The 24,868-nt window shown below is 71.2% G+C and carries 25 protein-coding genes; 22 read left to right on the top strand and 3 right to left on the bottom strand.

Going from position 1 to position 24,868, the window contains the following annotated elements; translation table 11 throughout:
• The first annotated feature begins 18 nt into the window (after positions 1 to 18).
• From IE239_RS10395 to IE239_RS10380, 5 genes are all read left to right on the top strand, one after another.
• Positions 19 to 375, top strand: coding sequence for a hypothetical protein (locus tag IE239_RS10395; protein ID WP_190148987.1), 357 nt, complete (start codon positions 19 to 21; stop codon positions 373 to 375).
• A 148-nt stretch (positions 376 to 523) separates the two neighbouring features.
• The gene (locus tag IE239_RS10390) at positions 524 to 1,501 is read left to right on the top strand and encodes a hypothetical protein (RefSeq protein ID WP_190148986.1); all 978 of its coding nucleotides are present in this window, start codon (positions 524 to 526) and stop codon (positions 1,499 to 1,501) included.
• Between the two features lie 101 nt (positions 1,502 to 1,602).
• Entirely contained in the window at positions 1,603 to 1,818 is a 216-nt protein-coding gene (locus IE239_RS10385; RefSeq protein ID WP_190148985.1) for a hypothetical protein, read from the top strand.
• The gene (locus tag IE239_RS41955; protein ID WP_229878004.1) at positions 1,815 to 2,807 is read left to right on the top strand and encodes a hypothetical protein; all 993 of its coding nucleotides are present in this window, start codon (positions 1,815 to 1,817) and stop codon (positions 2,805 to 2,807) included. The genes IE239_RS10385 and IE239_RS41955 overlap by 4 nt, the downstream gene beginning before the upstream one ends.
• Positions 2,800 to 3,168: a hypothetical protein gene (locus tag IE239_RS10380; RefSeq protein WP_229878003.1), complete on the top strand. Its 369-nt coding sequence runs from the start codon at positions 2,800 to 2,802 to the stop codon at positions 3,166 to 3,168. The genes IE239_RS41955 and IE239_RS10380 overlap by 8 nt, the downstream gene beginning before the upstream one ends.
• A 107-nt stretch (positions 3,169 to 3,275) precedes the next feature.
• Here the strand turns inward: IE239_RS10380 and IE239_RS10375 are convergent, their stop codons facing one another.
• From IE239_RS10375 to IE239_RS43525, 3 genes are all read right to left on the bottom strand, one after another.
• On the bottom strand, positions 3,276 to 4,520 hold the full coding sequence (locus IE239_RS10375; RefSeq protein WP_190148984.1) for a helix-turn-helix domain-containing protein: 1,245 nt from the start codon (positions 4,518 to 4,520) through the stop codon (positions 3,276 to 3,278).
• Between the two features lie 283 nt (positions 4,521 to 4,803).
• The gene (locus IE239_RS10370; RefSeq protein WP_190148983.1) at positions 4,804 to 5,508 is read right to left on the bottom strand and encodes a beta-ketoacyl-ACP reductase; all 705 of its coding nucleotides are present in this window, start codon (positions 5,506 to 5,508) and stop codon (positions 4,804 to 4,806) included.
• A gap of 44 nt (positions 5,509 to 5,552) precedes the next feature.
• Complete coding sequence (locus IE239_RS43525) at positions 5,553 to 6,269, bottom strand: helix-turn-helix domain-containing protein (RefSeq protein ID WP_506005307.1); 717 nt, start codon at positions 6,267 to 6,269, stop codon at positions 5,553 to 5,555.
• Between the two features lie 251 nt (positions 6,270 to 6,520).
• Here IE239_RS43525 and IE239_RS10360 point away from each other — a divergent pair, with 251 nt between their 5' ends.
• The 17 genes from IE239_RS10360 to IE239_RS10280 all read left to right on the top strand — a co-directional run bounded on the left by IE239_RS10360 (position 6,521) and on the right by IE239_RS10280 (position 24,825).
• Entirely contained in the window at positions 6,521 to 7,393 is an 873-nt protein-coding gene (locus IE239_RS10360) for an MmyB family transcriptional regulator (protein WP_190148981.1), read from the top strand.
• Between the two features lie 69 nt (positions 7,394 to 7,462).
• Positions 7,463 to 8,434: an MBL fold metallo-hydrolase gene (locus tag IE239_RS10355; RefSeq protein ID WP_190148980.1), complete on the top strand. Its 972-nt coding sequence runs from the start codon at positions 7,463 to 7,465 to the stop codon at positions 8,432 to 8,434.
• Positions 8,435 to 8,747: 313 nt separating this feature from the next.
• A complete protein-coding gene (locus tag IE239_RS10350; RefSeq protein WP_190148979.1) occupies positions 8,748 to 9,278 on the top strand; it encodes a hypothetical protein in 531 nt (176 codons plus the stop codon).
• 522 nt (positions 9,279 to 9,800) lie between these two features.
• The gene (locus IE239_RS10345) at positions 9,801 to 10,376 is read left to right on the top strand and encodes a hypothetical protein (protein WP_190148978.1); all 576 of its coding nucleotides are present in this window, start codon (positions 9,801 to 9,803) and stop codon (positions 10,374 to 10,376) included.
• Entirely contained in the window at positions 10,331 to 11,287 is a 957-nt protein-coding gene (locus tag IE239_RS10340) for an ATP-binding protein (protein ID WP_190148977.1), read from the top strand. Before IE239_RS10345 ends, IE239_RS10340 begins: the two co-directional genes overlap by 46 nt.
• A 19-nt stretch (positions 11,288 to 11,306) precedes the next feature.
• The gene (locus tag IE239_RS10335; RefSeq protein WP_024127096.1) at positions 11,307 to 11,993 is read left to right on the top strand and encodes a flagella basal body P-ring formation protein FlgA; all 687 of its coding nucleotides are present in this window, start codon (positions 11,307 to 11,309) and stop codon (positions 11,991 to 11,993) included.
• Positions 11,993 to 12,814, top strand: a complete 822-nt coding sequence (locus IE239_RS10330; RefSeq protein WP_190148976.1) for a CpaE/TadZ family protein — start codon at positions 11,993 to 11,995, stop codon at positions 12,812 to 12,814. Before IE239_RS10335 ends, IE239_RS10330 begins: the two co-directional genes overlap by 1 nt.
• Positions 12,811 to 14,376: a TadA family conjugal transfer-associated ATPase gene (locus IE239_RS10325; RefSeq protein WP_190148975.1), complete on the top strand. Its 1,566-nt coding sequence runs from the start codon at positions 12,811 to 12,813 to the stop codon at positions 14,374 to 14,376. The genes IE239_RS10330 and IE239_RS10325 overlap by 4 nt, the downstream gene beginning before the upstream one ends.
• A complete protein-coding gene (locus IE239_RS10320) occupies positions 14,373 to 15,302 on the top strand; it encodes a type II secretion system F family protein (RefSeq protein ID WP_190148974.1) in 930 nt (309 codons plus the stop codon). The genes IE239_RS10325 and IE239_RS10320 overlap by 4 nt, the downstream gene beginning before the upstream one ends.
• Positions 15,299 to 16,198 carry a type II secretion system F family protein gene (locus IE239_RS10315; RefSeq protein WP_024127100.1) on the top strand — a complete coding sequence of 300 codons (900 nt, stop codon included), beginning with the start codon at positions 15,299 to 15,301 and terminating at the stop codon, positions 16,196 to 16,198. The genes IE239_RS10320 and IE239_RS10315 overlap by 4 nt, the downstream gene beginning before the upstream one ends.
• 27 nt (positions 16,199 to 16,225) lie before the next feature.
• Complete coding sequence (locus IE239_RS10310) at positions 16,226 to 16,423, top strand: hypothetical protein (protein WP_190148973.1); 198 nt, start codon at positions 16,226 to 16,228, stop codon at positions 16,421 to 16,423.
• Positions 16,420 to 16,842: a TadE family protein gene (locus tag IE239_RS10305; protein WP_024127102.1), complete on the top strand. Its 423-nt coding sequence runs from the start codon at positions 16,420 to 16,422 to the stop codon at positions 16,840 to 16,842. The genes IE239_RS10310 and IE239_RS10305 overlap by 4 nt, the downstream gene beginning before the upstream one ends.
• Positions 16,839 to 17,276, top strand: a complete 438-nt coding sequence (locus IE239_RS10300) for a TadE/TadG family type IV pilus assembly protein (RefSeq protein ID WP_190148972.1) — start codon at positions 16,839 to 16,841, stop codon at positions 17,274 to 17,276. Before IE239_RS10305 ends, IE239_RS10300 begins: the two co-directional genes overlap by 4 nt.
• A 12-nt stretch (positions 17,277 to 17,288) precedes the next feature.
• The gene (locus tag IE239_RS10295) at positions 17,289 to 17,726 is read left to right on the top strand and encodes a hypothetical protein (protein ID WP_024127104.1); all 438 of its coding nucleotides are present in this window, start codon (positions 17,289 to 17,291) and stop codon (positions 17,724 to 17,726) included.
• A 5-nt stretch (positions 17,727 to 17,731) separates the two neighbouring features.
• Positions 17,732 to 21,589, top strand: a complete 3,858-nt coding sequence (locus IE239_RS10290) for a LysM peptidoglycan-binding domain-containing protein (protein ID WP_229878002.1) — start codon at positions 17,732 to 17,734, stop codon at positions 21,587 to 21,589.
• A 190-nt stretch (positions 21,590 to 21,779) separates the two neighbouring features.
• Complete coding sequence (locus IE239_RS10285) at positions 21,780 to 23,426, top strand: DUF2637 domain-containing protein (protein ID WP_190148971.1); 1,647 nt, start codon at positions 21,780 to 21,782, stop codon at positions 23,424 to 23,426.
• 112 nt (positions 23,427 to 23,538) lie between these two features.
• Positions 23,539 to 24,825 carry a hypothetical protein gene (locus IE239_RS10280; protein ID WP_190149063.1) on the top strand — a complete coding sequence of 429 codons (1,287 nt, stop codon included), beginning with the start codon at positions 23,539 to 23,541 and terminating at the stop codon, positions 24,823 to 24,825.
• Positions 24,826 to 24,868: the final 43 nt, after the last annotated feature.

The following is a 24,868-nucleotide window of genomic DNA, read 5'->3' as shown; positions in this document are numbered from 1 at the left end:
CCCCACCCAGGAGATTCCATGACCTCCATCGGCACCGCCCGTCACTTCCAGCCCCACGGCACGCCCGGCCATGTATGCCGCGACCACAACCGGGCAGTTCTGGCCCCGGCCGTCGCCGTCGAAGCCCTCCGCAAGGGCCTCGGACCCGACCTGACCGACGCCCAGCTCGACGCATGCGCGGAGATCGCCGAGCGCAACCCGCTGTCCGACACCTCCCGCGCCGCCGTCCGTGCCGCACTGGAGCCCGCCCTGTCCGTGCGCAACTCCCCGGCGACCGTGCACCATCGGCTTCTCAACCTGACGCCCGGACACCCGCTGCGCGTCCGCGTCGGCGACACCGAGTACTTCCTGGTCCCCATCCCCATCACGCTGTAGCCCGCAGCCCGCAGCCCGCAGCCCGCAGCCCGCACAGGCTGCGGGTGGCCCGAATCAGACACCCCTCACCAACGCGTCCGGCTCCGGCCGGACGCGTTTTGGCATGATCCCCCTCGACCGAGATCCGGTACCTGACACAGGGGGAACCATGTCCGTGCGCCTGCGCCACACCCTTCCGACCGTGCTCGTGGCCGGGGCGCTGCTGATCTCCGGCTGCGCCGGCTCCGACAGCGATCCCAAGGCCGACAGCAAGCCGACGAACAGCTCCCCAGCGGCCCGGCCTTCGGCCTCTACGGTGCTGCCGCACGGCATCGTCAGGCCGGGAACCGCGCTGCCGGTCGGCGACGGAGCATGGACGGTGACGCTGCAGGGATTCGAGCGGCTGCCGGCCGGGGCCGTGCCCGGCGTGCCGGCCGGCTCGAGCGCGTACACGGCGCGGGTGACCGTGGCCAACCAGCGGGCGCAGGTCGCTACCGCGCCGCGGACCGCCGCCACCGCCCGCTACGGAGCTCTCGGCCGCACGGCTGCCGAAGCCGCCGACATCAGCACGTCCTCCTCCAAGGACGAGCCGCAGCAGGTGCGCCCCAACGGATCCGTCGACCGGGATCTGAAGCTGGTCCTTCCCGATCAGGCCCAGGGCCTGCCGGTCACCGTGACCGTGGAAGCAACCGAGGAGGGCCTGGCCGAGCCGGAGCTGCTCTTCTTCGAAGGCGCCCTTCCAGGCACCGCCGCATCCCCGGACGCCCAGGCGCCGCAGGGCGCGCCGGCCGGGCAGTCGGTCACGCCGCTCGGGCAGTGGAGCGGCCAGGTGCGCGTGGGCAAGGTGACGGTGAGCGGCGAGGGCGCCTCGCGCACGGGGAGCCTGGAGCTGAGCGTGGTCAACCGATCCGGCGACCCGATGCCCGGCCTGGGCACCACCGTGCGGATCCTGACCGGCCAGGACCTGCACCTGGCCGCCACCGTCCGCCCGGTGTACGGGTACCGCGACGCCGCGATCGCCCCGTACCGCACCGCCACGCAGAGCGTCTCCTTCCGTGTTCCGGAGGCGGCCGTCGACGGCCCGGTTACGGTCGAGGCAGTCGACGCGGGCGGCTCCAAGGTCACCTTCGAGGGCACGCTGGGCTGAAGGAGCCCGTAAAAGTTCGGGCGAAGTGTCACACCGGCGGCCTCCGCCACACCTGTAGCAGGTGAACGGTGCCTTCTCCGACCCGAACAGGACTCCCTTACATGGCCCCTCGCCTCCTGGCCGCCGGCCTCGTGCTCGCCGCCTCCGCCTGCGGTCCCCTCACCGCCCCCGGCTTCACCGCCGATGCCGCCCCCGCTCGTGGTCCGTCCGTGGCCGGAGGCGCGCCCGTGCTGTACCGCCTGTCAATCACGCCGGCGGAGAAGGCAGCCCTGCGCACCGCACTGGACACCTGCCCGGCCGAGGCGGGCCGGCGATGAGGCCGGCCGCACAGCCGCTGCCCTTCGGCGCGGACCGGAACCGGTGGACCCATGCTGTCCGGGAAGCCGCCCGGCTCCATGACGCCGTGCGCGCCGAGCTGGCCGGCCGGCTCGCGGCCCCGGCCAGCGAGCGGTCCGCCATGCAGGCCCTGCTGCTGATACGGGAGCGGACCCGGGGTGGGTGGCTGCGCTGGGACATCCTCGGGCCGCACCCTGCGGGCGTGCTGCGCGAGGCGGGCGTCTTCGATCCGGGGCAGCACCTGGTGGGGCGCTGGGTGTGCCGGACGGTCTGGGGGCGTCGCCCTCCCCTGTACATCTGGACGCTGGGAGGACTGGAGCTTCCTCGCCCCCTACCGGTCGGCCGGACCGCGCTGTTCGCCGTGACCGCCTTCGCCGCCCTGGGCCCCGCGACGTCCGTACTGCCGGCGACCTCCGGTCTGCTCGTCGCCGGCGTGGCTGGCCTGGTCGCGGCTGCCGGACTGCCCGCGGCCGTCCGGCACCTCACCCGGCGCCGCGTGCGCGTGGTGGAGACGGGCGAGGCGTACGCGGCGGTCTTCTTCCGGCTGCTGGCCGCCGAGCAGCGCCTGCGCCTCCTCGCCGAGCGCAGCGAGCGCTACGAGCTGACGCGCGCGGCGGCACTGCTGCTGCGGCTGGTGTGGGACGCGGCCGGGCTGGTCCCGTTGGCGGCGGACGACGCGGAGGCCCGCGAACTCCTCCTCGGCTACGAGCAGTCGCTCGCCCTCCTGGTCGAGCAGGCCGTCGAGGTCGAGCGGCAGGAGGAGGCGGTGGAGTCGGCGATCCGTGACGATCGCGCGCCCGCCTCGCCGGCCCGGCTGGCACTGCCGGAAGGGCTGCTGTCCCGGGAGCTGCTGGACGAGGTGCGGCTGGAGCTGGAGGAGCTGGGGCAGGGACTGCGCCATGCCCGGGAGGTCCTGGGCGGCGCCGACGAAGGAACGCAGCATGCGACGAATGGAGAGAGCGATGAGTGAGCACGAGCTGGACCGGCCTGTCCTGTGGCGGGAGGCCCATCCGGACGCCTACGCCGAACTGAAGCGCACCTGGGGGGTGATCGGGCACAGCAGTGTCCTCATGGTCCTCAGCCTGAGCTTGATCGGCACGTCGCTGACGCTGGGCTACCTGCATCTGCCGGGATGGCTGGCGACCGTTGCGCGCCTGGGCACCAGCGCAGCAGCCGTCGGCTGCGGCGCGGTCGGCCTGTGGCGGCTGGTCCGTGCCCTGTTCCGGTCGGTGCGGGCGGTCATCCGTACGCGCCGGCGCGGCACCGGCGGCAAGGCGCAGGGGGCGGCCGCCGAGGACACCGAGCCCGAGGCCGCGCCGGCGGCGTCCTGAACGGGAGAGGGGAGCCGTGTTCCGGTGCGAGAGCTTCGCCGTCGGATTCGCCGTCGGTGCCGTGGCCTGGTGCGTTCCGTTCGTGCGGGGGCTGGGCCGGCGCGGGGTCACCAGGGGGCTCGTTCCTTGGCGTCACAGACGGCCTCCCACTCGGCGAAGCTGAGGCACTGCTCGGCGGTGCGCGCGTGGCGGGCCCGGTCCGCCTCCGCGAACGAGGCGAGGATCCTGTCGCGGATGACGAAGCCGGGCGGATCGGGTTCCGGCTCGGCGGGCGTGCAGAGGCTGTGCAGGCGGGTGCGCACCGTCTCCATGGCCTCCAGGAAGGCCGTGTTGGGCGGGACAGCGTCGGCCAGTTCGGCGAGCGGGCTGGGCGTCGGGGCTGGCTGGTCCTGGTCGGCGCGCTCGCTCCAGCGGGCCATGATCACGCTGGCTGGGGAGGCCGGCCGCCGGGGCACGCGCCAGACCGACAGGTCGGCGGCGATATCGGCTGCGGACAGGCCCGTGGCGATCCAGGGCCGCAGAGCGAAGGCGAGGCGGCGCAGGCCCTCGCCCTGAGTCCAAGGCACCCGGGGGCGTATCCAGGCAGCGACCGAGACGGCGTGGGCGGCCTGCTGGGTGCTGGCCCGGTAGGGCTCCGGAACCTCGTGCCTGCGTCGGGGGCGCGGCCGCGCGCTGCGGGGTGCGCTGGTGTTGTTCTTCTTCCCTCCCATCTCAGCTTTAGGACGTGGGTGGTTGGTCTTACAGGAAGGGGTGTCACGGCGGTGGGAGGGGCGGGTGCGGCGGCGGGCGTCGGCGATGGCCAACTGGCGTCCCCGATCGGTGAATCCGATGTGCCGAGCGTGGTAGCCGTGGCCGCTCACGCGGTGGCCGAGGGCGTCGTCCCAGGCGCGGGGGACGACGGCGGCGTAGATGGTGGCGGTGCCGGCCCACTCGCCGGCTCCGGCGGGGCGGGTGTTGGTGCGGGTTCCGTGGAGCGCCCAGACGAGGAGGCCGAGCTCGCGCAGGACGGCGATGTGCCGTTCCAGGGTGCGGCGGCTGATGCCGAGGCGCTTGAACATGGTGTCGCGGCAGTAGGCGACGTGCCCGTCGGCATTCAGACGCGCGGCAAGGTCACGCGCGACGCGCAACGTGGTGTCGCCGGCCTTGGGGTGCAGGCGCTGAGTGATGGCCCAGGTGGCGGCGCGCAGAAAGTCACCGCGCCGGGTACGCCGGGACGCGGTCGTGCCGATCTCCTGGTCCGCATGCTCACAGACCGGTATGAATCGGTTGTTCGGGGATATTCGGTGTTGTCCGCGCGTCGGGCGCGGTGGGGCGGCGGTGGCGTGGACCGGCGCGCGGGCATGCTGCATCATGGGCAGGGCACGCCCTCCTTTCGGGCATGCGTGAGCCCCTCTTCGGTGGGGCCGGGTTCTTCGGGAACCAAGTGATCCGCCCTGGCAGGGGCGGTGTTGCCCGGTCTGCGGACCGGGTTCTTCACCAGGCGGGCTGGACACTCGCCGGGTGGTGGCAGAGATGCGGCGGGGCCGGGGTGCTGGACACACCGGGTGGCCTGCTGCCGCGGGGCAGCCCACGGGGGATTGCCCGCTGTCAGGTCATGCGTTCATCGGACTCCAGGGTTGCGGGCGGTCAAAGAGGTCAGTGGCCCATGCCGGCGCCGCCGTCGACGGGCACCACGGCGCCGGTGATGTAGGCGGCCTGCTCGGAGGCGAGGAAGGCCACGGTCGCGGCGATCTCCTCGGGGCGGGCGAGCCGGCCGAGGGGGATCTGGGTCTTGAGGTTCTCGAGTTGCTCGTCGCTCAGCGCCTGGCTCATGGACGTCTCGGTGAGGCCGGGGGCCACCACGTTGAAGGTGATGCCGCGGGAGCCGAGTTCGCGGGCCATGGAGCGGGCGAAGCCGACCAGGCCGGCCTTGGAGGCGGCGTAGTTGGCCTGGCCGCTCTCACCGCGCAGGGCGACGGCGGAGGAGATGAACACCACGCGGCCCTTCTTCGCGCGGAGCATGCCGCGCGAGGCTCGCTTGGTGACGCGGAAGGCGCCGGTGAGGTTGGTGTCGACGACGGAGGCGAAGTCGTCCTCGCTCATGCGCATCAGGAGCTGGTCCTTGGTGATGCCGGCGTTCGCGACGAGGACCTCGACGGGGCCGTGCTGTTCCTCGACCTCCTTGAACGCGGCGTCGACCTGGTCCGTGTCGGTGATGTCGCAGCGGACGGCGAGCAGTCCCTCGGGGGGCTCGCCCGACCGGTAGGTGATGGCGACGCGGTCGCCGGCTTCGGCGAGGTGACGGGCGATGGCAAGGCCTATGCCGCGGCTGCCGCCGGTGATCAGGACTGAACGGGACACGAGGTGGTGCCTTTCTGTGGTGCTTTATGGGGTTCTGTAGTGAATCAACTGGCCCGGCGGGCGCCGGAACGCGTCAGCTGTCCGCTCATCGCCGCGGCGGTGTCCATCACGGCGGCCACGTACCGGGCGCGAGTGGCAGCCCGCCGCATGGGCCCGTCCATGGCCAGCAGCGCCACCGAGCCGGCGACGACCGAGCCGTACCAGATGGGCGCGGCGATCATGGTGCGGCCGGGCAGAGGGGAAGGGCCGATGGCGTGACCTTCCTCACGGACGTGCGCGGTGTCGATCTTGGTGTCGCCGACGGAGCCGAGGCAGGCGAGGATCGCCAGGCCGGCGGCGTCGGCCTCCAGAGGCGCTGATTCAAGAGATCGCAAAGTGATCTGAGGCGACGTGAGGACCTCATCGGCGTGTGGACCGTATGCCCGTTCCGCGCAGATCCTCATCGGAGTGCCGATCAGGTGTGGTCGGTAAACAAATGCGACCTGGCCTGTTCGCGACTGTAGTGTGACGATCTCGGCCCTCACCGCAGGGGAGGGCGGGCCGGCCTGGAGAGGCTGGGCGGGTGTCGAAGAGGGGGGACCGTGCAGCGCGTCAGTCAGGGCGTAGCGAGCACGCGGCCCGCGCTGTTCGACGGCGCCCTCCCGCATCAAGGCTTGCAGATACCGGTGAGCGGTCGGCGCGGGAAGGTCCGCGGACTCGGCTACCGACGCCAGGGGATGTTCACCCGGCCCGAGACGGATCAGCGCTCTGAGGACCGCCATGGTGCGTGCCACGGCTCCGCCCGTGCGGTCCGGCGGGGTGGCAACGGGATGCAGCAACGCGAACTCCCCCTCGCGGTTGTGGAGGACCTTCGCGTCTCCCACAACGCGGATTCGATCCAGTGGTCGATTCTTCCCGGCCAAGATCCCGCCCACCAGGCTCTGAATTTTCCGGTCCTCGAATTTCAGGAGCGAGCGCTTCCGGTATATCGCGCGGCCGGCACGGGGATGGCAACACGGGGAAGGGTACAAAGTTGAATCAGAAGGAGGCGTTGCAGCAGCTGCTGCAATGGAAGCGCGGAGAGATAGACCCGGTCGAGCTCGGCTGGCCCAAGCGCACCGGCAGGGGGCGGCGCTCACGCGGACTGTCCCAGGCCCAGGTTGCCCAGGCACTGTTCGTCACGGAGAAGACCTACGCCGAGTTCGAGCGCGGGAACACGCCCCAGCCGACGGCCGAGTTCCTCGACAACGTGGCCAAGGTGCTGAACATGAACGAGCGCGAGCGGACCGCGCTCTACGTCTATGCGATCGGCTACGAGCCCCCGTTCCCCATGGACCCGATGGCCGGGACGAACGTCGACCCGGCGTGGCAGGTGGCCGTCAACGGCGTCTCCGGGCAGCCCTGTTACATCAACGACGTTGCCTGGAACGTGCTGGCCGCCAACGACGACTTCAAGCTCATGTTCCCGCAGCCCGAGGGGAAGTCCCCGGCGCTGCCCGAGCGCAACCTGATCCGGTGGATGCTCCTGCGCGAGGACGCGCGCGAGCACCACCTGGTCGACTGGGACACACGCTGGGCGCCGCAGGTCGCGGCCCAGCTGCGCACGGCGGTCGCCGCGCACCCCGAGAACGGGGACCTCCAGCTGCTCGACAAGGAGGTCAACGACGACCCGGTGGCGGGGCCGATCTACCGCGACCACAGCCTCGCGTACATACATCCCGACGGCGACGCGCGGCCGATGCGGCACGCCGGCTACGTGACCCCGCGCGGCACCGAGGACCACCGCACCCGGTGCTGCGAGCGGCACGCGCCGTCCCAGCTGGGCACCGTCACCATGTGCGCCGCCCAGCCGTTCGGCAGCCCGGGCGCCCGGTTCTTCCTCCTGCCGTTCGTGCCCCACCACTGACACCGCGCCCGCGGTCGCCCCGGCGGAGGGATTTCGTCCGGGCGGCCGCGGCACGCACAATGCATGCCCATGGCTACCACTGACCTGAAGCAGATCGCGCCCGGCGTCTTCGCCTGGCAGCCCGGCCACGAAGCGACCTGGGGCATGGCCAACTGCGGTCTCGTCGCCTCCGGGGGTCAGGCCCTCGTCATCGACACGCCCTACACGCCCGCCCTGACCGACGTCTTCCTCACCGCGGTCCGTACGGCGGCGGGCCCCGGCGTCCCGCTGGACCGGGTCGCCGTCACCCACGCCAACGGTGACCACACCTGGGGTCTTCAGCAGCTTCCCGGCGCCGAGGTCTTCGCCACTCACGCCGCCCTTGAGCACCAGTGCTTGGAACCGAAGCCGCAGCAGCTGCAGACCCTCATCCACGACACCGACCCCGGCCAGCCCCTCGGCTGGTATTTCCGGGAGCACTTCGGCAAATTCGACTTCGCGGGCATACAGGTCCTCCCGCCGACCGCGACGTTCACCGGACGCCACGACCTCACAGTCGGCGACATCACCGCAGAGCTGCACGAGGTCGGCCCCGCCCACACCGTCGGCGACCTCATCGTCCATCTGCCCGAGCAGCGCGTGGTCTTCGCCGGCGACATCGTCTTCGCGGGAGACCATCCCTCGCATTGGGCGGGCCCCCTGGATCGTGTCGCCGCCGCCTGCCTGCGGATCCTGGACCTCGACCCTGAATGGGTCGTCCCCGGCCACGGACCGCTGATGACCCCCGACGACCTGCGGACCTACGTCGCCTACCTCGACGACCTCTCGGACCAGGCGTACGTAATGCACGGCCAGGGCCGGACCGCCGTCGAGGCGGCCCGCATCCTGATCAAGGAAGACCGCTACCCCGGCCTTGGTCTTCCCGAACGGCTCGCGATCACCCTCAGCACGGAATACCGCCACCTCGAGCAGGACACCGCCGCCCCGGACCTGCTGGAGCTGATGGACCACGCAGCACGCATCGCCTGGGACCGCTCCGCAGTCGGCCCGCTCGCACCCTGAGTTCTGCTCCGGCGGCCGCCACCTCGCCAATTCCGGCTGGTGAAACAGCACGGCCCACTTCGTTCCGATCATTGAAATATGAACCGCCTGTGCAGCGCAGGGGCTTGCCCCGCGCTCCTCAGAGGCGGTCAACTACCGACGTCGGCGCGCCGTGCACGCACGGGGGAGCGCCCACCCAGGCACCGAGGGCCCTCCCACGCCCGTTGACGTGCGCGGTCGAGCAGCACGCTGTTGCTGGACTCGATTCCGGATGCCGCCGCCGGCCCCCCGGTGGCGGCATCCGCTCGAAGCCGCCTCGCACCAGGGAGAGTTCATGAGCCCCGCCGCCATCGCCTTGCCGGTCCCCGCCGCCGTCCCCGAGTTCCTCGCCCCCCGCATCGAGGACCTCCGCCGCACCCTCCGCGCCGGCCGGCGCGAGGAGGCCCTGACGGCCGCCCGGACCATCAGCGAGGAACTCGCCGAGAGCCACGGCCCCCTGCACAACTACACCCTCCACGCCCTCGAACTCGTCGCCTTCTGCGCCCAGCTCGCCGGGCATCCCGCCATGGCCACCGAGATCTCAGTGCATACCGCCGCCGCCTGGCAGCAAGTTCTGGATGCCAACCACCGCCAGATTCGCCGGCAGGCCCGCAACGGGGCGGCCACCTGGCTGACCGTCACCAACGCGCCCGACGCCGTCAGGACCGGAACGTCTCTCCTGGCACTGCTGCAGTCCGTGTACGGCAAGGACCACCCCTCCACACCCTTCGTGGAACGTCGACTTAACGCCATTACCGGCGCCGACTGGGAGGCCGCCCGGAACGCCCTGCGCGCATCGGGACCGGCCCTGCTGATCAAGCCCTGAAGCCCTGGCCACAGCCTTCTCACGCTGCCCGCGCCAGAGGCATATACCGGAAGTGCGGCTACCGGAAAAAACCGGGCCTGGCTGCACCTGATCTTTCTGGCCAGAATCAGGCTCGGGCTGATCGCGTTGTGGGAGACGCGACGTCCGTGACCGCGAGGGGGAAATCGCGTTGCGACATCTACGAACTGGACTCGTGCCATATGGGTCCGCATCGCTGCTACGACCGGCCGGCCTCCGGTCGGGAACCGGGTGGATGACCGAGTCGACCATCGAGGCTTCGGTGCGAAGCAGCTCGCTTCATCCGCTGGCACCTCGTCACCGGTGGCTCACCGACGGCACAACGCCCCCGCCGCGGCTGGGAGCCAGGCACTGGCCCTGTGCCGTGGCCGTAGGCTCGCCGGGTCCTGGCCTGGCGTGCACCTCCAGAGCCGGCTGAGCGCGGTAGAGGACTCACCTCGCCGCGTTTTGTCCGCCCTGAGCGCGCGCCAGCGCCCGTACCCGACTCCTGAAGGGGATCTGTCGATGGCTTCGACCACCGCCCACCGCACCCATGTCCTGCGACTCGCAGGTGCCGTCCTCATGTGCACCGTCGCTGCCGGCGCTCTGGCTGGCTGTGGCTCCGACACACCCAAGAAGACGGCTTCCTCGCCCTCGACCACTGCCTCCTCGACGCCGTCCAACGATCCGGACCAGGCAGCGAGGGACAAGGTCCTCGCCTCGTACACGAACATGCGCGAGGTCCAGATCAAGATGGCCGCGGACGGAGATCTGCACACCCAGGAACTGGCCAAGTACGCCAGGGACGATGCCGCCACCGACCTCAAGAAGTCGGTCCTCCGCAACGAGTCGATGGGCATCAAGTTCACCGGCCGTCCTGAGATGAAGCCTCAGGTCACCGCCGTCGACACCAAGGGCAAGACCGCAACGGTCACCGACTGCTTCGACGCGACCAGCTGGAAGCCCGTCTACAAGGACTCCGGCAAGGAGCTCAAGCTCGCGGAGCAGCGCCTGAAGTACCCCGTCACGTCCCAAGCCACGCTGGAGGGCGACACATGGCTCGTCACAAAGATCACAGCCGACCGCACGAAGGGCTGCTGATCCGTTCTGCCCGCGTGCTGGGCCTCCTTGCGGTCCTGACCGCCCTGATTCCGGCCGGCCTCGCGTACGCGGACGGAGCCGGCCACTGCTCCGACGTGGACGTGTGCGTCGACGCCGGAACGCCCGGCAAGCCCGGTGGGGGCGGAGGCGGCGGCACCGGCGGAGGAGGAGGCGGGGGCGAAGGAGGCGGGGGCGGAAACGGGATGTGCAAGCTCACCGACGACACCGAGATCCCCTGCATGCCCGGGTACAACCCGGCCGACCGCTGCTTCTACGAGCTCATGGATCCCCAGCCGCCGTCCGGCCCGGGTCACACCGACATGAACGGGGCGGACACCTCGGGTCCCGGCGCCTTCTACCTGAGGGACTGCATCGTCAACGACGTCGGCGGCATCGTCTGGCTGACCACGCCGCCCGCCACTGTTCTCCCTGACCCCGAAGTGCTGGCGCGTCAGGCCCGGGACAAGATGACGCTGCTGGGCGCGAACATCGGCAGCTCGCCGGGTCCGGACGCCCCTGGTCTGGTCGGCATGCCCGTCTGGCTGTGGAACAACAAGAGCGACACCACCTGGGGTCCCAACAGCGCGACGGCCGCGGTCCCGGGGTTGTCGGTGACGGCCACGGCCCGTGTCACCAAGATCACCTACTCCATGGGAGACGGCGGCTCGGTCACCTGCACGACCGCGGGCACGAAGTACTCCAAGGCCTTCGGGGACAAGACCTCGCCGGACTGCGGCTACCGCTACACCAAGGTCTCCGCCGGCCAGTCGGGCGGGAAGTTCACCATCACCGCGACCAGCTCCTGGGAAGTCACCTGGCAGGCGTCGAACGGTGCAAGCGGGACGCTGCCCGACGAGATCCGTACGTCCAACACCACAGCGCGCGTCGGCGAGCTGCAGGTTGTCAACTAGCGCAAGGAAGACCATCACAATGCCGCGAACCAAGCAGCCGACGGCACCGTCCGAGCCGGGCTCCGCGCCTGTGCTGCTGCCGATTACCAACGACGCCCCGCGCCGCCGACGACGTCCGGTGGTCGTCGGCGCCGGCCTGGCGCTGGCCGCTGTGGGCGCCCTGGTGTCGGTGTGGATGGTCAACGAGGCCGGCGACAAGGTCTCTGTCGTGGCCACCCGGCACCCCATTGCGGCGGGCGAGAACATCAAGGCGTCGGATCTGGTGGCCACCGAGATATCCCACGACACCCAGCTGCGCTCGCTGCCCGCTTCCCGCGCATCCGACATCATCGGCAAGCCGGCCGCAGCCGACCTGCCGAGCGGTGCGCTGGTCACTGAGGACTCCGTGAGCGCCGAATCCAGTGTGACCAAGGGCAAGTCCGTGGTGGGCATCCTCGCCAAGCCCGGCCAGTTGCCCATCCAGACGCTGCGCACCGGCGATGCGGTCACCATCGTCCACACCCCTCAGGACGGCAGCGCCTCAGCCTCCTCCACCAAGGCAGGTTCCACCCCGGACAGTCTTCCTGCCGTCGTGTCCCGCGTCGGCGCGCCCGACGCCAACGGCGCCGTGGTCGTCGACGTTGCCGCGGCCGAGGTGAACAGCACGTCACTTGCTGCCTGGGCTGCCGGCGGCAACGTTGCCATCGTGCTGAAGGCGACGAGCTGATGGCGGTCATCGCACTGGTGTCGGGAAAGTCCAGCGGCGTCACCTGCTCGGCACTCGCGCTCGCCCTCTCCTCACCGAAGCCTTCCTTGCTGGTCGAGGCCGACCCCGCCGGCGGCACGATCCGCGCCGGCTACCTCGGCGGAGAAGGCAACGCAGCCACCGGACTGCACCGGCTGGCGGCCGCAGACCGCCAGGGCACCCTCGCGCGGGAGTTCTCCCAGCACTTCGTCAGCCTGGACCGCGACAACACCGGCCAGCGGATGCTCCTGCCAGGACTGACGGACCCCACGCAGGCGGCATCACTCAGCCGCACTTGGGAACCCATCTCCCGGCTGCTCGGCGTGATGGACCAGACCGGCCACGACGTGATCGTCGACGCGGGCCGCATCCTCACCGAGTCCGAGACCCGGCTGTCCACCACCCGCTACCCGACGCCGCTGCTGCACCGCGCCGACGCCGTCCTCATGGTCGTCCGCACCACCCAGGCCTCGATCGCGGCTGCCGCGCCCGCCGTGCGGGTCCTGAGGGAGGAACTCGCGCACCACGGCACGGGCTCCGACGCACTCGGGCTGCTGCTGATCGAGGAGGGTTCCTTCAACTCGAGCCAGGTACAGCAGCACTTGATGGCACCGGTGGTCGGCATGCTCGCGTGGGACCCCGACAGCGCCGACGTCTTCACTCACGGGGCCTACAAGAAAATGCCGCGCACCCTTCTGCGGTCCGCGCGCACAGCCCACCAAACGATCAATGAGCTGGTGACCAAGCGGCGCGTGCAGCTGCAACCGGCCGGAATGCAGGCGGTCACCGGGAGGGCATCATGACCGACACCAGGCCGGAGACCACGGCCCACGACTACACCGCCCTCTTCGCCCAGGCGCTCCAGGAGAGCACCACGCAGGACGCGCCGGTTCTCCGGCCCGTGCCCGCGCAGGCGTCTCCGGCCGGCCTCCCTCAGGGCCTCGTCCGGGTTCCCGACACCGCGGTCCCGGCCGCGCTCCCGGTCGGTCACGAGGTTCTCGCCGAGCTGCGTTCACAGGCCAGCATGAAGATCGGCGAGGCCGCCGGTGCCGACGCGTCCATGACCGAGCAGGACCGCCGGCAGCGCGGACAGTCGATCATCAGGCAGGTCGTCTCGGAATGGGCGACGAAGTACGCGGCCAGCGGATCGGATCTGACGCCCCAGCAGGAGCGTGCAGTACGCGAGGCGGTCTTCGACGAGTTGTTCCGCGCCGGCCGTCTCCAGCCTCTCCTGGACGACCCGCACGTCGAGAACATCATCATCTACGGCGACAAGGTGCGCGTCGACTACGCCGACCGTCCGACACGCACCTGGGACCCGATCGCGAAGACCGACCGCGACCTGATCAACCTCATCAACCACCTGGCGCGCATGCAGGGTCAGGGCGAGCGGGCGCTGACGCCGGCCACGCCGAACCTGAACCTCCGTCTGGCCGACGGATCGCGTCTGGCGGCGTCTGCGTACGTCACGCCGCGGCCGAGCATCGTCATCCGCCGCCACCGCACCCGCGGCCAGGGCCTGAACGACATGGTGCGCTGGGGCACGATCGACGCCTCGCTCGCGCACTTCCTGACCGCCGCGGTCAAGGGCCGCAAGAACATCATCGTGGTCGGCTCCCAGGGCGTGGGAAAAACGTCCCTGCTGCGCGCCATGGCCCGGGAAATCCCGAGCACCGAGCGCGTGGGCACGCTGGAGTCGGAGTACGAGCTCCATCTCCACGAGGACCCCGAGGGTCCAGAGGTCGTCGCCTACGAAGGGCGCGAGTCCAACGGTGAGCGCGGGGCCGACGGCAAGCTCCAGGGCGAGCTGTCCCTGTCCGACCTCTTCCCGCAGCTCCTGCGTATGTCGCTGCGGCGCGTGATCGTCGGCGAGGTCCGCTCCAAAGAGGTCGTGCCGATGCTGCACGCGATGAACGAGGGCGAGGGCGGGTCGATGGCCACCCTGCACGCCCGCAGCCCCCAGCTGTCGATCGAGCGCCTGGCCACCTTGTGTCTGGAGGCCGGCATCGGAATGACCGAAGCGCTGGCCTACCGGCTCATCGCCCAAGCCGTCGACTTCGTCGTCTACGTACGGCTGGTCGACGAGACCGAGCTCGTCGACCAGCGCGGCAAGCCGGGACGTAAGCACCGATTCGTCAGCCACGTCATGGAGATCACCGGCATCGGCGAGGGCGGTCGCCCCTCCCACCAGATGGTCTTCGCTCCCCGCGAGCAGGACGGGCGCCGGGAGCCGAGGGCCGTGCCCCACGGGAACATCTCCCAAAGCAACCTGGAAGACCTCGTCCGGGCCGGGCTGGACCGCACCGTCATGCAGCGGCCGTGGGGCAGCTGGGGCGCGCCGCTGGAATCGGTGATGCCGCTGTGACGCTCACCCTCAACTCCCTGCTCGCCGCGCTCGGCGGTCTCGCCGCCGTCGGCGGACTCGCTCTGGCGGTCGCCGGCGGCGTCGGCTGGGCACCGTCGACGACGGTGCGCCGCCGCAGCCGCCTTGAGCGCAAGATCCGGGCCGTTTTCGTCAAGGACGCCCGTACGCCGACCTCCTGGTGGGCCCGGGGCCAGACACGCCTGGCCGGCTCTGCCGTGGCGGGCCTCGGCGTGTGGCTGTTCACCGGCTGGCTGATGGGCGGCCTGGTCACCGTCGCCGTCGTCATCGGCCTGCCCTGGCTGCTGAACACCTCCGGCTCCGGCAAGTCGCAGATCGACAAGCTGGAGGCGATCGAGGAATGGGTGCGGCGCATGTCCGACATCCACACCGTCGGCGTCAGTCTGGAGGCCACTATCCAGCGCAGCCTGGAGACCGTCCCGGGCGCCATCCGGGAGGAGGTCCGCCTCCTCGTCTCACGCCAGCAGGCCGGATGGGTGCCCCAGGACGCCTACCGGGCCTTCGCCGACGAGCTGAACGACGCAATGGTCGACGAGGTCGCCGCTCTGCTGATCCTGCACGTCGAGGACCGAGGCAGCGGGCTGAGCAAGGCTCTTCGTGAACTTGCCGAAGCCCTCCAGCATGAAGTGCTCTCACGGCGTGAGGTCGAGGCCGACCGGCAAAAGCCCCGCACCAACGACCGCTGGGTGACCATCTTCTGCCTGGCGATCTTCGGAGTCACCGCGTTCTCCGGCGCCTACGTCGAGCCCTACGACACCTTTGCCGGGCATCTCGTCCTGGCCTTCGTCGCCGTCGCCTTCGTCCTGGTCAAGATCTGGATGCGACGCATGGCGATCCTCGAACCCGCGCCCCGGTTCCTGTCGCCGGCCGACCGCTCCGGCGGCCAGATCGCCAAGGAGACGCCGTGATCTTCTCCCCCTATGCCATCGTCGGCGGCGCCGTCACCGGCCTCGGCCTGGTCATCGCCGCCCGCGGCATCCTGCCCGGTCGGCCCGACCTCGGCGACGTTCTGTCCCGCATGGATGCCACCCGGCTCGAGAACCTCGACCGCAACCGAGACAGCCAGCCCAACTCCCTCATGGAGAAGGCCGGTGCCTTCCTGCTGCGCACCGTCGGCGAAGGCACCCTGCGCCTGCCCCGCCAGCAGCTGGAGCTCGTCGGCCGGTCCCCCGCCGCGCACCTCGGGCGCAAGATCGGCCTCGCGCTGTACGGACTGCTGCTGCCTGTGCTGGCGGTGGGCCTGGCCAACCTGGCCGGCTACCCCTTCCCCGTGGCGATCCCGGCGATGGCGGGCCTCGGCCTCGCGATCGTCTTCTGGCTCCTGCCGGACCTGCAGCTCAAGCAGCAGGCCGTGGAAGCCAAGGACGACTTCCGGTACGCCGTCAAGGCATACCTGCGGCTCGTCCAGCTCGAACGCGCCGCTGACGCCGCCCCCACCCAGGCCCTGAAACGGGCCGCAGACGTCGGCGAAGGCTGGGTCTTCGCGAAGATCCGGGACACCATCACCCGCGCTGAGCTCGAAGGCATCAGCCCGTGGGAGGGCCTCAAGCGGCTCTCGCTCGAACTCGACGTCCCTGAACTCGGAGCGCCGGCCGACATCATCGCGATCGCCGGTGAGGAAGGCGCGGCCGTCGGCGACACCCTCGGCGCGCAGGCCAAGTCGCTCTCCGGCGCCCTGGTCACCACGGCGAAGGCCCAGGCCAACATGGCCTCCGAAAAAATGGTGATGCCTGTCGCGATGCTCGTCCTGATCATGACCGTATACATCGGCTATCCCGCGATCGCGCGGATCATGGCCAGCTAACTCCCTAAAGAGACAAGGAAATCCACGATGGGCAACGACCCCAACCTCATCTTCCTGAAGACCTTCTTCAGCGCCCGGATCGAGCGGCTGCGCAACGTCCGCGCCGACCGAGGCTCAATCTCGATCGAGACGATGATGATCGTCGCGGGCCTCGTCGTCGTCGCCGCGATCGCCGCCGGCGTCATCCTCACCAAGGTCAACGAGAAGTCGAAAGAGATCAAGTGATCCGACTTCGCCGGGCTCTTCGCCGTTGGTCCCGCGCGCTCGCCGAGCGCGACGCGCGGGACCGCGGAGCCGTGTCCCTGGAGATGCTCATCGTCTTCCCAGCCGTACTGCTGATCATCCTGACGGTCGTGCACGTCGGCCTGTGGTGGCACGCGCGCAACGTGGCGATGTCCGCCGCACAGCTGGGGGTTGAGTCCGCCCGCGTACGAGGAGCGTCTGCAGGGACCGGCACTGCCGAGGCCCGGGAGTTCCTCTCCAGGGCCGGCGGCACCATCTCCGGCACGTCGGTAAGCGGGAGCAAGGGAGCGACGGTGACCATCCGTGTCACCGGCTACGTCGACACGATGATCCCCGGCCTGAAGCTGAGGATCGACCAGCATGCCGACGCGGCCGCCGAGCGCATCACGGAGGCCCGGTGAGCATCGCCGAAAGACTCCGCGACGACCGCGGCGCCCTGTCGCTGGAAGCGGTCATCCTGTTTCCCGTCCTCATTCTGGTGCTGCTGCTGGTCATCGCGTTCGGCCGGATCGGGTCCGCCGGCAACGCCGTCGACACCGCGGCTCGCAACGCAGCGCGCGCAGCCTCACTGGAACGCACCGGCGGTGCCGCCAGCTCCGCCGGATCGCAAATGGCGCGCAGCGTGCTGGACCAGCAAGGACTGCAGTGCACGTCCACCTCCATATCCGTCTCTACCGGCGGGTTCTCCGCGCAGATCGGTGAGCCCGCCTCGACCACCGCCACGGTGACCTGCGTGGTGCGGCTCTCGGATATCGGATTGCCCGGACTGCCCGGATCCAAGACTCTGACCAGCAGCTTTACCTCGTCAATCGACTCCTACCGCCAGCGCGGCTGACAGGACCACCGCATGCCACCCGCCCGCTTCGCCCTCACCCACCGGATCCGTCGCGCCCTGCGCAATGACCGGGGCGCGATGAGCGTGTTCGCCCTCGTGACCATCGTGGCGCTCTTCGCCGTGGCCGCGCTCGTCTACGACGGCGCCGGCAAACTGCGAGCGCTCACCCACGCCGAGGGCGTTGCCGCCGAGGCAGCGCGAGCCGGTGGCCAGGCCGTCGATGCGAGCAAGGCGATCTCCGGCGACGGCATCACCGTCGACCGCAACGCGGCCGTCGCCGCGGCACGGACCTACCTCAGCCACGCAGGGGTCAGCGGCACGGTGAGCGTGAGCGAGGACGGCGGATCCCTGGAGGTGACCGTGACCGAGTCGTACAGCGCCGTGTTCCTCGCCGGTGCCAGCGGGTCCGTCACCGGCCACGGCAGCGCCAACCTCGTCTACAAGGGGTGACGATCATGAGAAACCGCAGTACCGCCGCCACCCTGGTCCGTGCGCTCGTCGCCCTGGTGGCCCTGGTCGCGCTCCTGGTGGGCGTGCCCGCCGTTCTGCTCGGCATCGGAGTCCTGCCCGACCACGTCCCCGGCTTCGACGAGATCACCGCCGCGCTCACCAGTCCCGACTCCGGCCAGCTGTTCCTGGGCGCCATCACCCTCATCGGCTGGTACGGCTGGCTCAGCTTCGTGGCCTCGGTCGTCCTGGAGACGGGCGCCGCGCTGCGCCACGTCCGGGCGCCCCGGATCCGCATGCTGGGCGGATCCCAGCAGCTCGCTGGCGCGCTCGTCGGCGGCATCCTTGTCCTGCTGCCGGCGGGCACCGCGATGGCAACTCCCGCCAGCGCCGCCCCCGCCACCGTTGCCACAGCCAGCGTCACCGCCGACGCCCACTCCACAGCGGCCACCGCAACCAAGGCTGCGTCCTCTTCTTCCGCGGCCTGGGACGGCCCCGTCCACCACGTCCAGGACGGCGACACGCTCTGGGACATCGCGGAGAAGCGCCTGGGTGCCGGAATCGAGTGGCACCGGATCGTCGACGCCAACGAGGGCGTACGCCAGGCAGACGGCTCGCTCGTCACCGCCGACACCACCGTCCTGCAGCCCGGCTGGACCCTGCGCCTTCCCGCCGACGCCGCACCCGTCGCCGATCACGGCGGAGTCCGTCCGCAGACCGCCGACTCCAAGGCCGCGGCCGAGACCCACACCGTCCGCGCGGGCGAAACGCTGTCCGGCATCGCCGAGGACGAGCTCGGCGACGCCGACGACTATCCCCGGATCGTCGAAGCGAACAAGGGCGTGAGGCAGGCCGATGGGCGCACCCTCGGCGACCCCGACGAGATCTACCCCGGCTGGAAACTGCAGATCCCCGCCGCGGCCGGCAGCGACCAAAGCGACTCAAAGCCGCACGAGGCCCAGCCGCCGCGCGAGCAGCCCGCCGACCAGGGCAAGGACCAGGGCAAGGCCGAAGACCAACCTGGCTCTGACCAGACGCAGCCGCCCGCCCAGGACAAGCCGGGCCCGGGCGCCGAGAACGGGGAGAAGGGCGAGACGGCCCAGACCCCCGGCCAGGGCACGGACAAGGACGCCCAGGACGGTGAGCAGCCGACCGCCCGGCCGGAGACCCCCACCCAGCAGCCCTCCGCGCACACCCCCGCGCCCGATCGCGAGCAGCACGGCACGCCCACCCAGGCACCCCAGGCCCACGACGCCGCGGACGGCTCCGACAGCGGGGACCAGAGTGTGCAGACGATCGCCGCGGCGGGAAGCATCCTGGCCGCGGCCGTCCTCGCGGTCATCGCGACCCGTCGCGCGCGCCAGCAGCGCCGACGGCGCCCCAAGCGGCGCATCCCCATGCCCTCCGGTGCCACCGCGGACTTCGAAAAGCAGCTCCGCGTCGCGTCCGACATCACCGGCACCGTGCTCGCCGACCGCGCCCTGCGCACCCTGGCTGCCAACTGCCGCCAAGCCGGCCGACCCTTGCCGGAAGTCGAGGCGATGCGCATCACCGCGCGCGGAGTCGAGCTCCACCTGGCCGCCGCCACCCCGCCGCTGGAACCGTTCTCCGAGCACGAGGACAACCCGACCGTGTGGTCGTGCCCCACCCGGGGCGCGAACCTCCTCGACGAAGACGAGGCCGCCGACATCACCGCGCCCTACCCGGCCCTGGTGAGCCTCGGCGAGACCGAGGACGGCGACGCGGTCCTGGTCAACCTGGAGAGCATCGGCCTGCTGCGCCTGGTCGGCAGTCCGGCCGACGTCCGCGCGGTCATGCTCGCCCTCGCCGTTGAACTCGCCTCCTCCAAGCTGGCGCCCGACACACAGATCGTCCTCGCCGGCGCCGGCAGCGACCTGCACCACCTCTACCCCGACCAGATCGAGCACCACGCAGACCTCGGCCCGGCCGCCACCGAACTCCAGGCGCACGACGCCTTCCAGCGCCAGGCCCTCACCGACGGGGGCCACGACCACCTGCGGGCCGCCCGGCTCGGCGAGGACGGCGGCGACACGTGGATCCCCCGCATCCTCATCGCCACCGCCCCGCCCACCGGCCCGGCGGTCGCCGAGCTCGAGGACCTCCTCGCCTCCCGGCCCCGCACCTCGGTCGCGGTCGTCACCGCCGCGGGCGGCGAACTCGACTTGCCCGGCGCCTGGACGCTGCCCGCCCAGCCCGGCACCACCGTCGAACTGCCCGACCTGGACCTGGCGGTCAAGCTCCAGCACCTGGACGACGACTCCTACGACCGGCTCGTCCAGCTGATCGCCACCTCCAGCCGCACCGACGACGTCCCCCCGCCGGCGTGGACGGGGCACACCGGGTCGGCCGACACCAACGGCCCCCGCCCCACCGTTCCGGTCAGCGGGGACTCCGCGCTCGCTCCGGAGACCACCGCCGCCCCTGCAATGACCACCGCGGTCGCCACGCAGGGCAGCGGCCTGGCGACCGCTCTGCCGGCCCTCACCGCCTTCTCCCCCGCCCTGATCGACGACGACGCCCAGAGCGGAAACGGCGACAGCTGGGAGGAAGAGGAGGACGGCAGCGCCCTGTCCCCCGCAGTCGCGGGCTCCCCCGCCCCCGACGACCAGCCCGACGAGCACACCGACAGTAACGCCGCCGGTGAGCCCACCGACTGGGAGGACGGCGAGCCTGCTGAGGACGGCGACCCCGAGGAAGCGTCCGCGCTGGGCGCCGAGGTGTGGGACACCGCCGAGCCGGAGCAGGACTTCGAAAGGGTCCTCGACGAAGTACTCGGCGAGCAGGAGGACGACTCCCCGGCGTCGCCCGACGAGGAGGAAGCCGACTCCGGACTGTCCGCCGCCGCGCTCGGCGACGGCCCGGACGAGGAGGAGCCGCAGGAAGCGGACTCAGCCCTGGCCGACGACGAGGACGAGGACGAGTCCGGCCTGACCGCGGCCGCGCTCGGCGAGACCACGACAGCCGCGACAGTCGCGACAGCGACCGAAGCACGGATCATCCCCCGCCCCAGCGCCGCGACCTCCACCGTCCTGGCCGCGCTGGCCACCCCGCCGGCCGAGCCCGCAGGCCCCCAGGTCCAGGTCCTCGGCCCGGTGAAACTGGCCGGCGCGCAGGGCCGGGTGGGCAGCAACCGGCACAACCACCTTCTGGAGATCGCCGCCTGGCTCGTGCTGCACCCGGGCCTGGGCCGCCAGGACCTCGACAACGCGATCTGGCCCGGGCTGCGAAAGACCTCCAGCACCCGCAACACCGCGATCTCGCGGCTGCGTTCCTGGCTCGGCCCCAACCCCCACCTTCCCGCCGACGACCCCCGGGGCGCCTACCTTCCCGCGGTCACCGAAGGCGTCTACCGGCTCGGCCCCGCCGTCACCTCGGACTGGGACCGCTTCAAGGAGCTGTACCAGCAGGGCATGCACTACGACGGGCAGGACGCCGACGTCGCCCTCGCCCACGCCCTGGCCCTCGTACGCGGCCGCCCCTTCGCGGATGTCGACCCCTCCAAGTACTGCTGGGCGGAAGCCGACATCCAGGAGATGATCAGCGCGATCGTCGACGTCGCCCACGAACTCGCTGAACGCCGCCGCCAGATCCGCGACTACCGGGCGGCAGCCCAGGCCGTCACCAAGGGCATGCTCGTCGACTCCCAGAGCGAGCTGCTCTACCGGGACCTCTTCACGATCTGCCACGAGATGGGCGACCGGGAGGGACTGGAGCGCGCCGCCGCCCAGTTGGCCCGAATCAACGCCGAGGAAGGCGTCGACTCCTCGCCCGAGACCGTGGGCCTGCTGCGCACGCTCCTCAAGGGCGAGAGGATCCAGCCCACTTTGGGGTCCGCGGCCTCATGACGCGTCTCAGATTCACCGACCTCCGGTGTCACACCGCACCGCTCGATCACACCTGTAGAGAGCGAGGGGCCCTTTCGGCCGTCCGTCCGACGAAGGAGACCGCGCACATGAGCCGCCGCCGGCAGAACGCCGCCATCCCGCCCGCCGGGCCCACCACCGCGGCGGGCCACACCAGGGAAGGAGGACAGCGATGACCACCGTCCAGTGGGCGCTGCCCGCCGGCCTCGCCGTGGCCGGAATCGGCGCTGCGGCCACCGTCGCCATGGTGTTCGGCAACCGACGCAGAGCCGCCGAGCAGAACGCCACCGCCGAGGAGCGCACCCAGCTCGCCCTCCAGCGCCGCAACGCCTGGCAGCGCCGCCTCGCCGTGATCGCGCTCGGCGTCGGCTGCCTGATGATGTTCGTCCTCGCTGGCATCGCCGCCTGGCTTTCCTTCGGGGCGCAGCGCGAGTACGCCCACGCCCACAACGGCGGCGACTGGGACGCCGCGACAGGGTTCGCGCTGCTCCTGGACGCCGGCGCCCTCAGCCTCAGCCTGATCCGCTTCTTCGAGGCTCTGACCCTGCGCTCCAGCGCGATCACGCGGATCCTGCTGCTCGGGTTCGTCTCCGCGTCAGCGGCGATGAACCTCCTCCACGCCCCCGAGGCGGGCGCCGGTTCCGCCTTCCTCGCGATGGTCCCCCCGCTGGTGTACGCGGTGCTGCTCGAGATGCTGCTCTTCAAGATCGAGCAAGTGATCATGGGACGGCAGAAGCGTCGCAAGGCCGACCGCGACCGCAACTACAGCCTGCTGCTGTGGCTGCCCTGGCCGATCGGCGCGCCGGTGAAGATGTGGAAGGCGTGGCGGGCCGAGCTCCTGGCGACCGTCGACAATGTCCGCGTGATCGGCTCCCAGCGCCCCCTCCCGTCGGCGGCTGCGCCCGCCACGGCAGAGGTGACCGTGGAGCGGGCCGAGACCGCCGCGCCCCCGGCCGTCACCACGGCGCCCATGAACGCCCTGACCGCCGGTCCCGTGCAGCCTGCCGCCCAGAAGGCCGAGGAGCCTGCGCCCACAGCGGTGGCCGCGACGGCACCGCCGGCGGCCGCGGCCATCGAACCCGGTGCCGTACCGCACGAACCCGCACCGGCGGCACCGGCGACCGCGGCCCCGGCGCCCGCCGCAGTGCCTGAGCCGCGCCCGGCCCCCGAGCCGGCGGCAGCTCCTACAGCAGCGGCGGCACCCGAACCGGAGCCGGAGCCGGAGCCGGTGGCGGAGCCTGCAGCTGCGGCCATGACCGAACCGGAGCCGGAGCCCGAGGGCATGGGTTCTGGGCCGGAATCCGGCGACCTGGCCGCGAAGCGTGCGCCCGAAGGCCAGCCGGGCGAGGCTGAGCCGGGGTCGCGGGAGGGCGCGGCAGACCCTGTCGAGGCTTCCAAGGTGGGCGAGCCCGCGAAGCAGGCTGGCGAGGACGAGCTGCTGCCTGGCGACGAGAATGCCGACCTGGACCAGGACGAGCCGGACCCGGAGCACGACACCCCGCCGGACGAGGACGCAGAGGAGGATGCACGAGAGCGGGTGAGTATCGAGATCGACCTGTCGGTGCTGCCGCCGAACCTGTCCCAGCGCCAGCGGGCCGAGCGCATCTATGTCGCCCACCAGGCCGCGGGTGTGGCTTTGACACAAGCCGACTTGGGCAAGTGGGCCGGCTACAAGAACCCGAACTCGGGCGGCAACGAGTACCGCCGGCTGGAGAGGACGCACGGCCCCATCCTGGTCCGCGAGGGTGCCACCCACGTCGACCTGAACTGGTCCCGCCACCAGCAGCAGGCTGACTCCGGTCACGCAGTGGCGGCCTGACCCCTGCGGTTACGACCTCCCCGGCCGGTGGCCCTGGCCGGGGAGATTGCTGTGTCGGACCGTGCGGGTAACCTCAGGGCGACACCAGACCGGGGGACAGAGGGGGCGGCCGGTGAGCAGCCACTGGCATCGGGCCATCGCCGAGTTGAGCGCCCAGGGTGACGCCGCCCGAGCAGCCGCCCAGCGCGTGGACGACGCTCCGAGCACAGAGCGGACGACCGCCGTCGCGATCTCCTATGCGGCCGAGACCGACTATCTCCGCAGCGCGGGCATGCTGCTGCGTGCCCACCTGAGCGACCGGCGTCCGCCCCGGCGGCTACCGGTCGCCCTCATCTGGCCGTACTTCCGCAATGCGTGGAAGGCCCGGACGGTCGACCGGCTCGGCGGAGTGTGGCGGGCCATTCCCCGGGACGCCGCACTGGAGAAGATGCGCAGCGCCCCGACCGATCCTCTCCTGACCGCGGTCCTCGAGCAGGCCGAGGCCCTGCAGGCCAGCCTTCATGGCGAGCGGCAGGTGGACCGGCTGTACGAGTCCTTCATCCCCGAGCGGACGGGCCATGCAGTGGCCGATCTGGTCGGCGGTGGGGGCCGGTCGGCGCCCACGCTTCCCGGTTTCCCCGACCCGGGTCACCCGATCAACCGTGCCTTCCCCCAGGGCAGCGGAACGCGCATCCAGCCCGGTCGTGAGGCTGAGTTCACCCGGTTGTCGAGCGACCGGTTCGCGGTGCACACCCGAGCCGTTGCCTTCGGGGACGCAGTCCTTGCACTCCTCGTCGAGCACCGGGCCGCAGGCGTCGCACCGCAGCCGGGGCGGCTGCGCGGCGCCGGGCGCTGGGTGGGACGCGAGCGGCAGCTGGTGCCAGACCGGGCGAAGTGGCCGGCGAAGCTGAACGTCTACGAGGGTGTGACCCTGGCCGGACTGGGCTGGCTGGTGCTCGCATGCACGGGGTTGCCGCTGACCTTCGGGAAGGAGGCCGACCTGCTGTCCCACGCCCTGTTGCTGTTCATGGCAGCTGGCCTCATCGCCTGCACGGGCATCGGGCTCGTCATCCGGTACGGACCGAAACTGATCAAGGGGCCCGGCTTCGGCGCAGCGGTGCCCGGCATCGCAGCGGGCCTGATCGCCCTCGTCGTGTGGCAGGGGCAGGGGCCCGTCGCGAGCTACTACTTCGCCGGCCCGTACGAACGCTACGAGCGGGAGTACGCGAACGGCTGCCTCGCGGCCTCCCCCTACCGGCACGATGCAGTCCAGGCCACGGCGGACGGCGGCGTACTCGTCGTCACCCCCATCAGCGGAGAGACGACGCTGCGCCTGGGGCCGGCCGAGGACGGCGGCACCCACCCGCTTGGGCCGCTGGACCAGGCAACCCGTGAGGTCCTCGACCGGTACGGGTGCTGAGACCGGACCTTGTCTGCGGCCCTGAGGTGGGGACTCGGAGCCG

Origin of the sequence: Streptomyces humidus, assembly GCF_014649655.1 — a bacterium.
Classification (GTDB): domain Bacteria; phylum Actinomycetota; class Actinomycetes; order Streptomycetales; family Streptomycetaceae; genus Streptomyces; species Streptomyces humidus.
The sequence above is the reverse complement of the archived record's forward strand: the minus strand, read 5'-3'. Positions and strand labels throughout refer to the sequence as shown.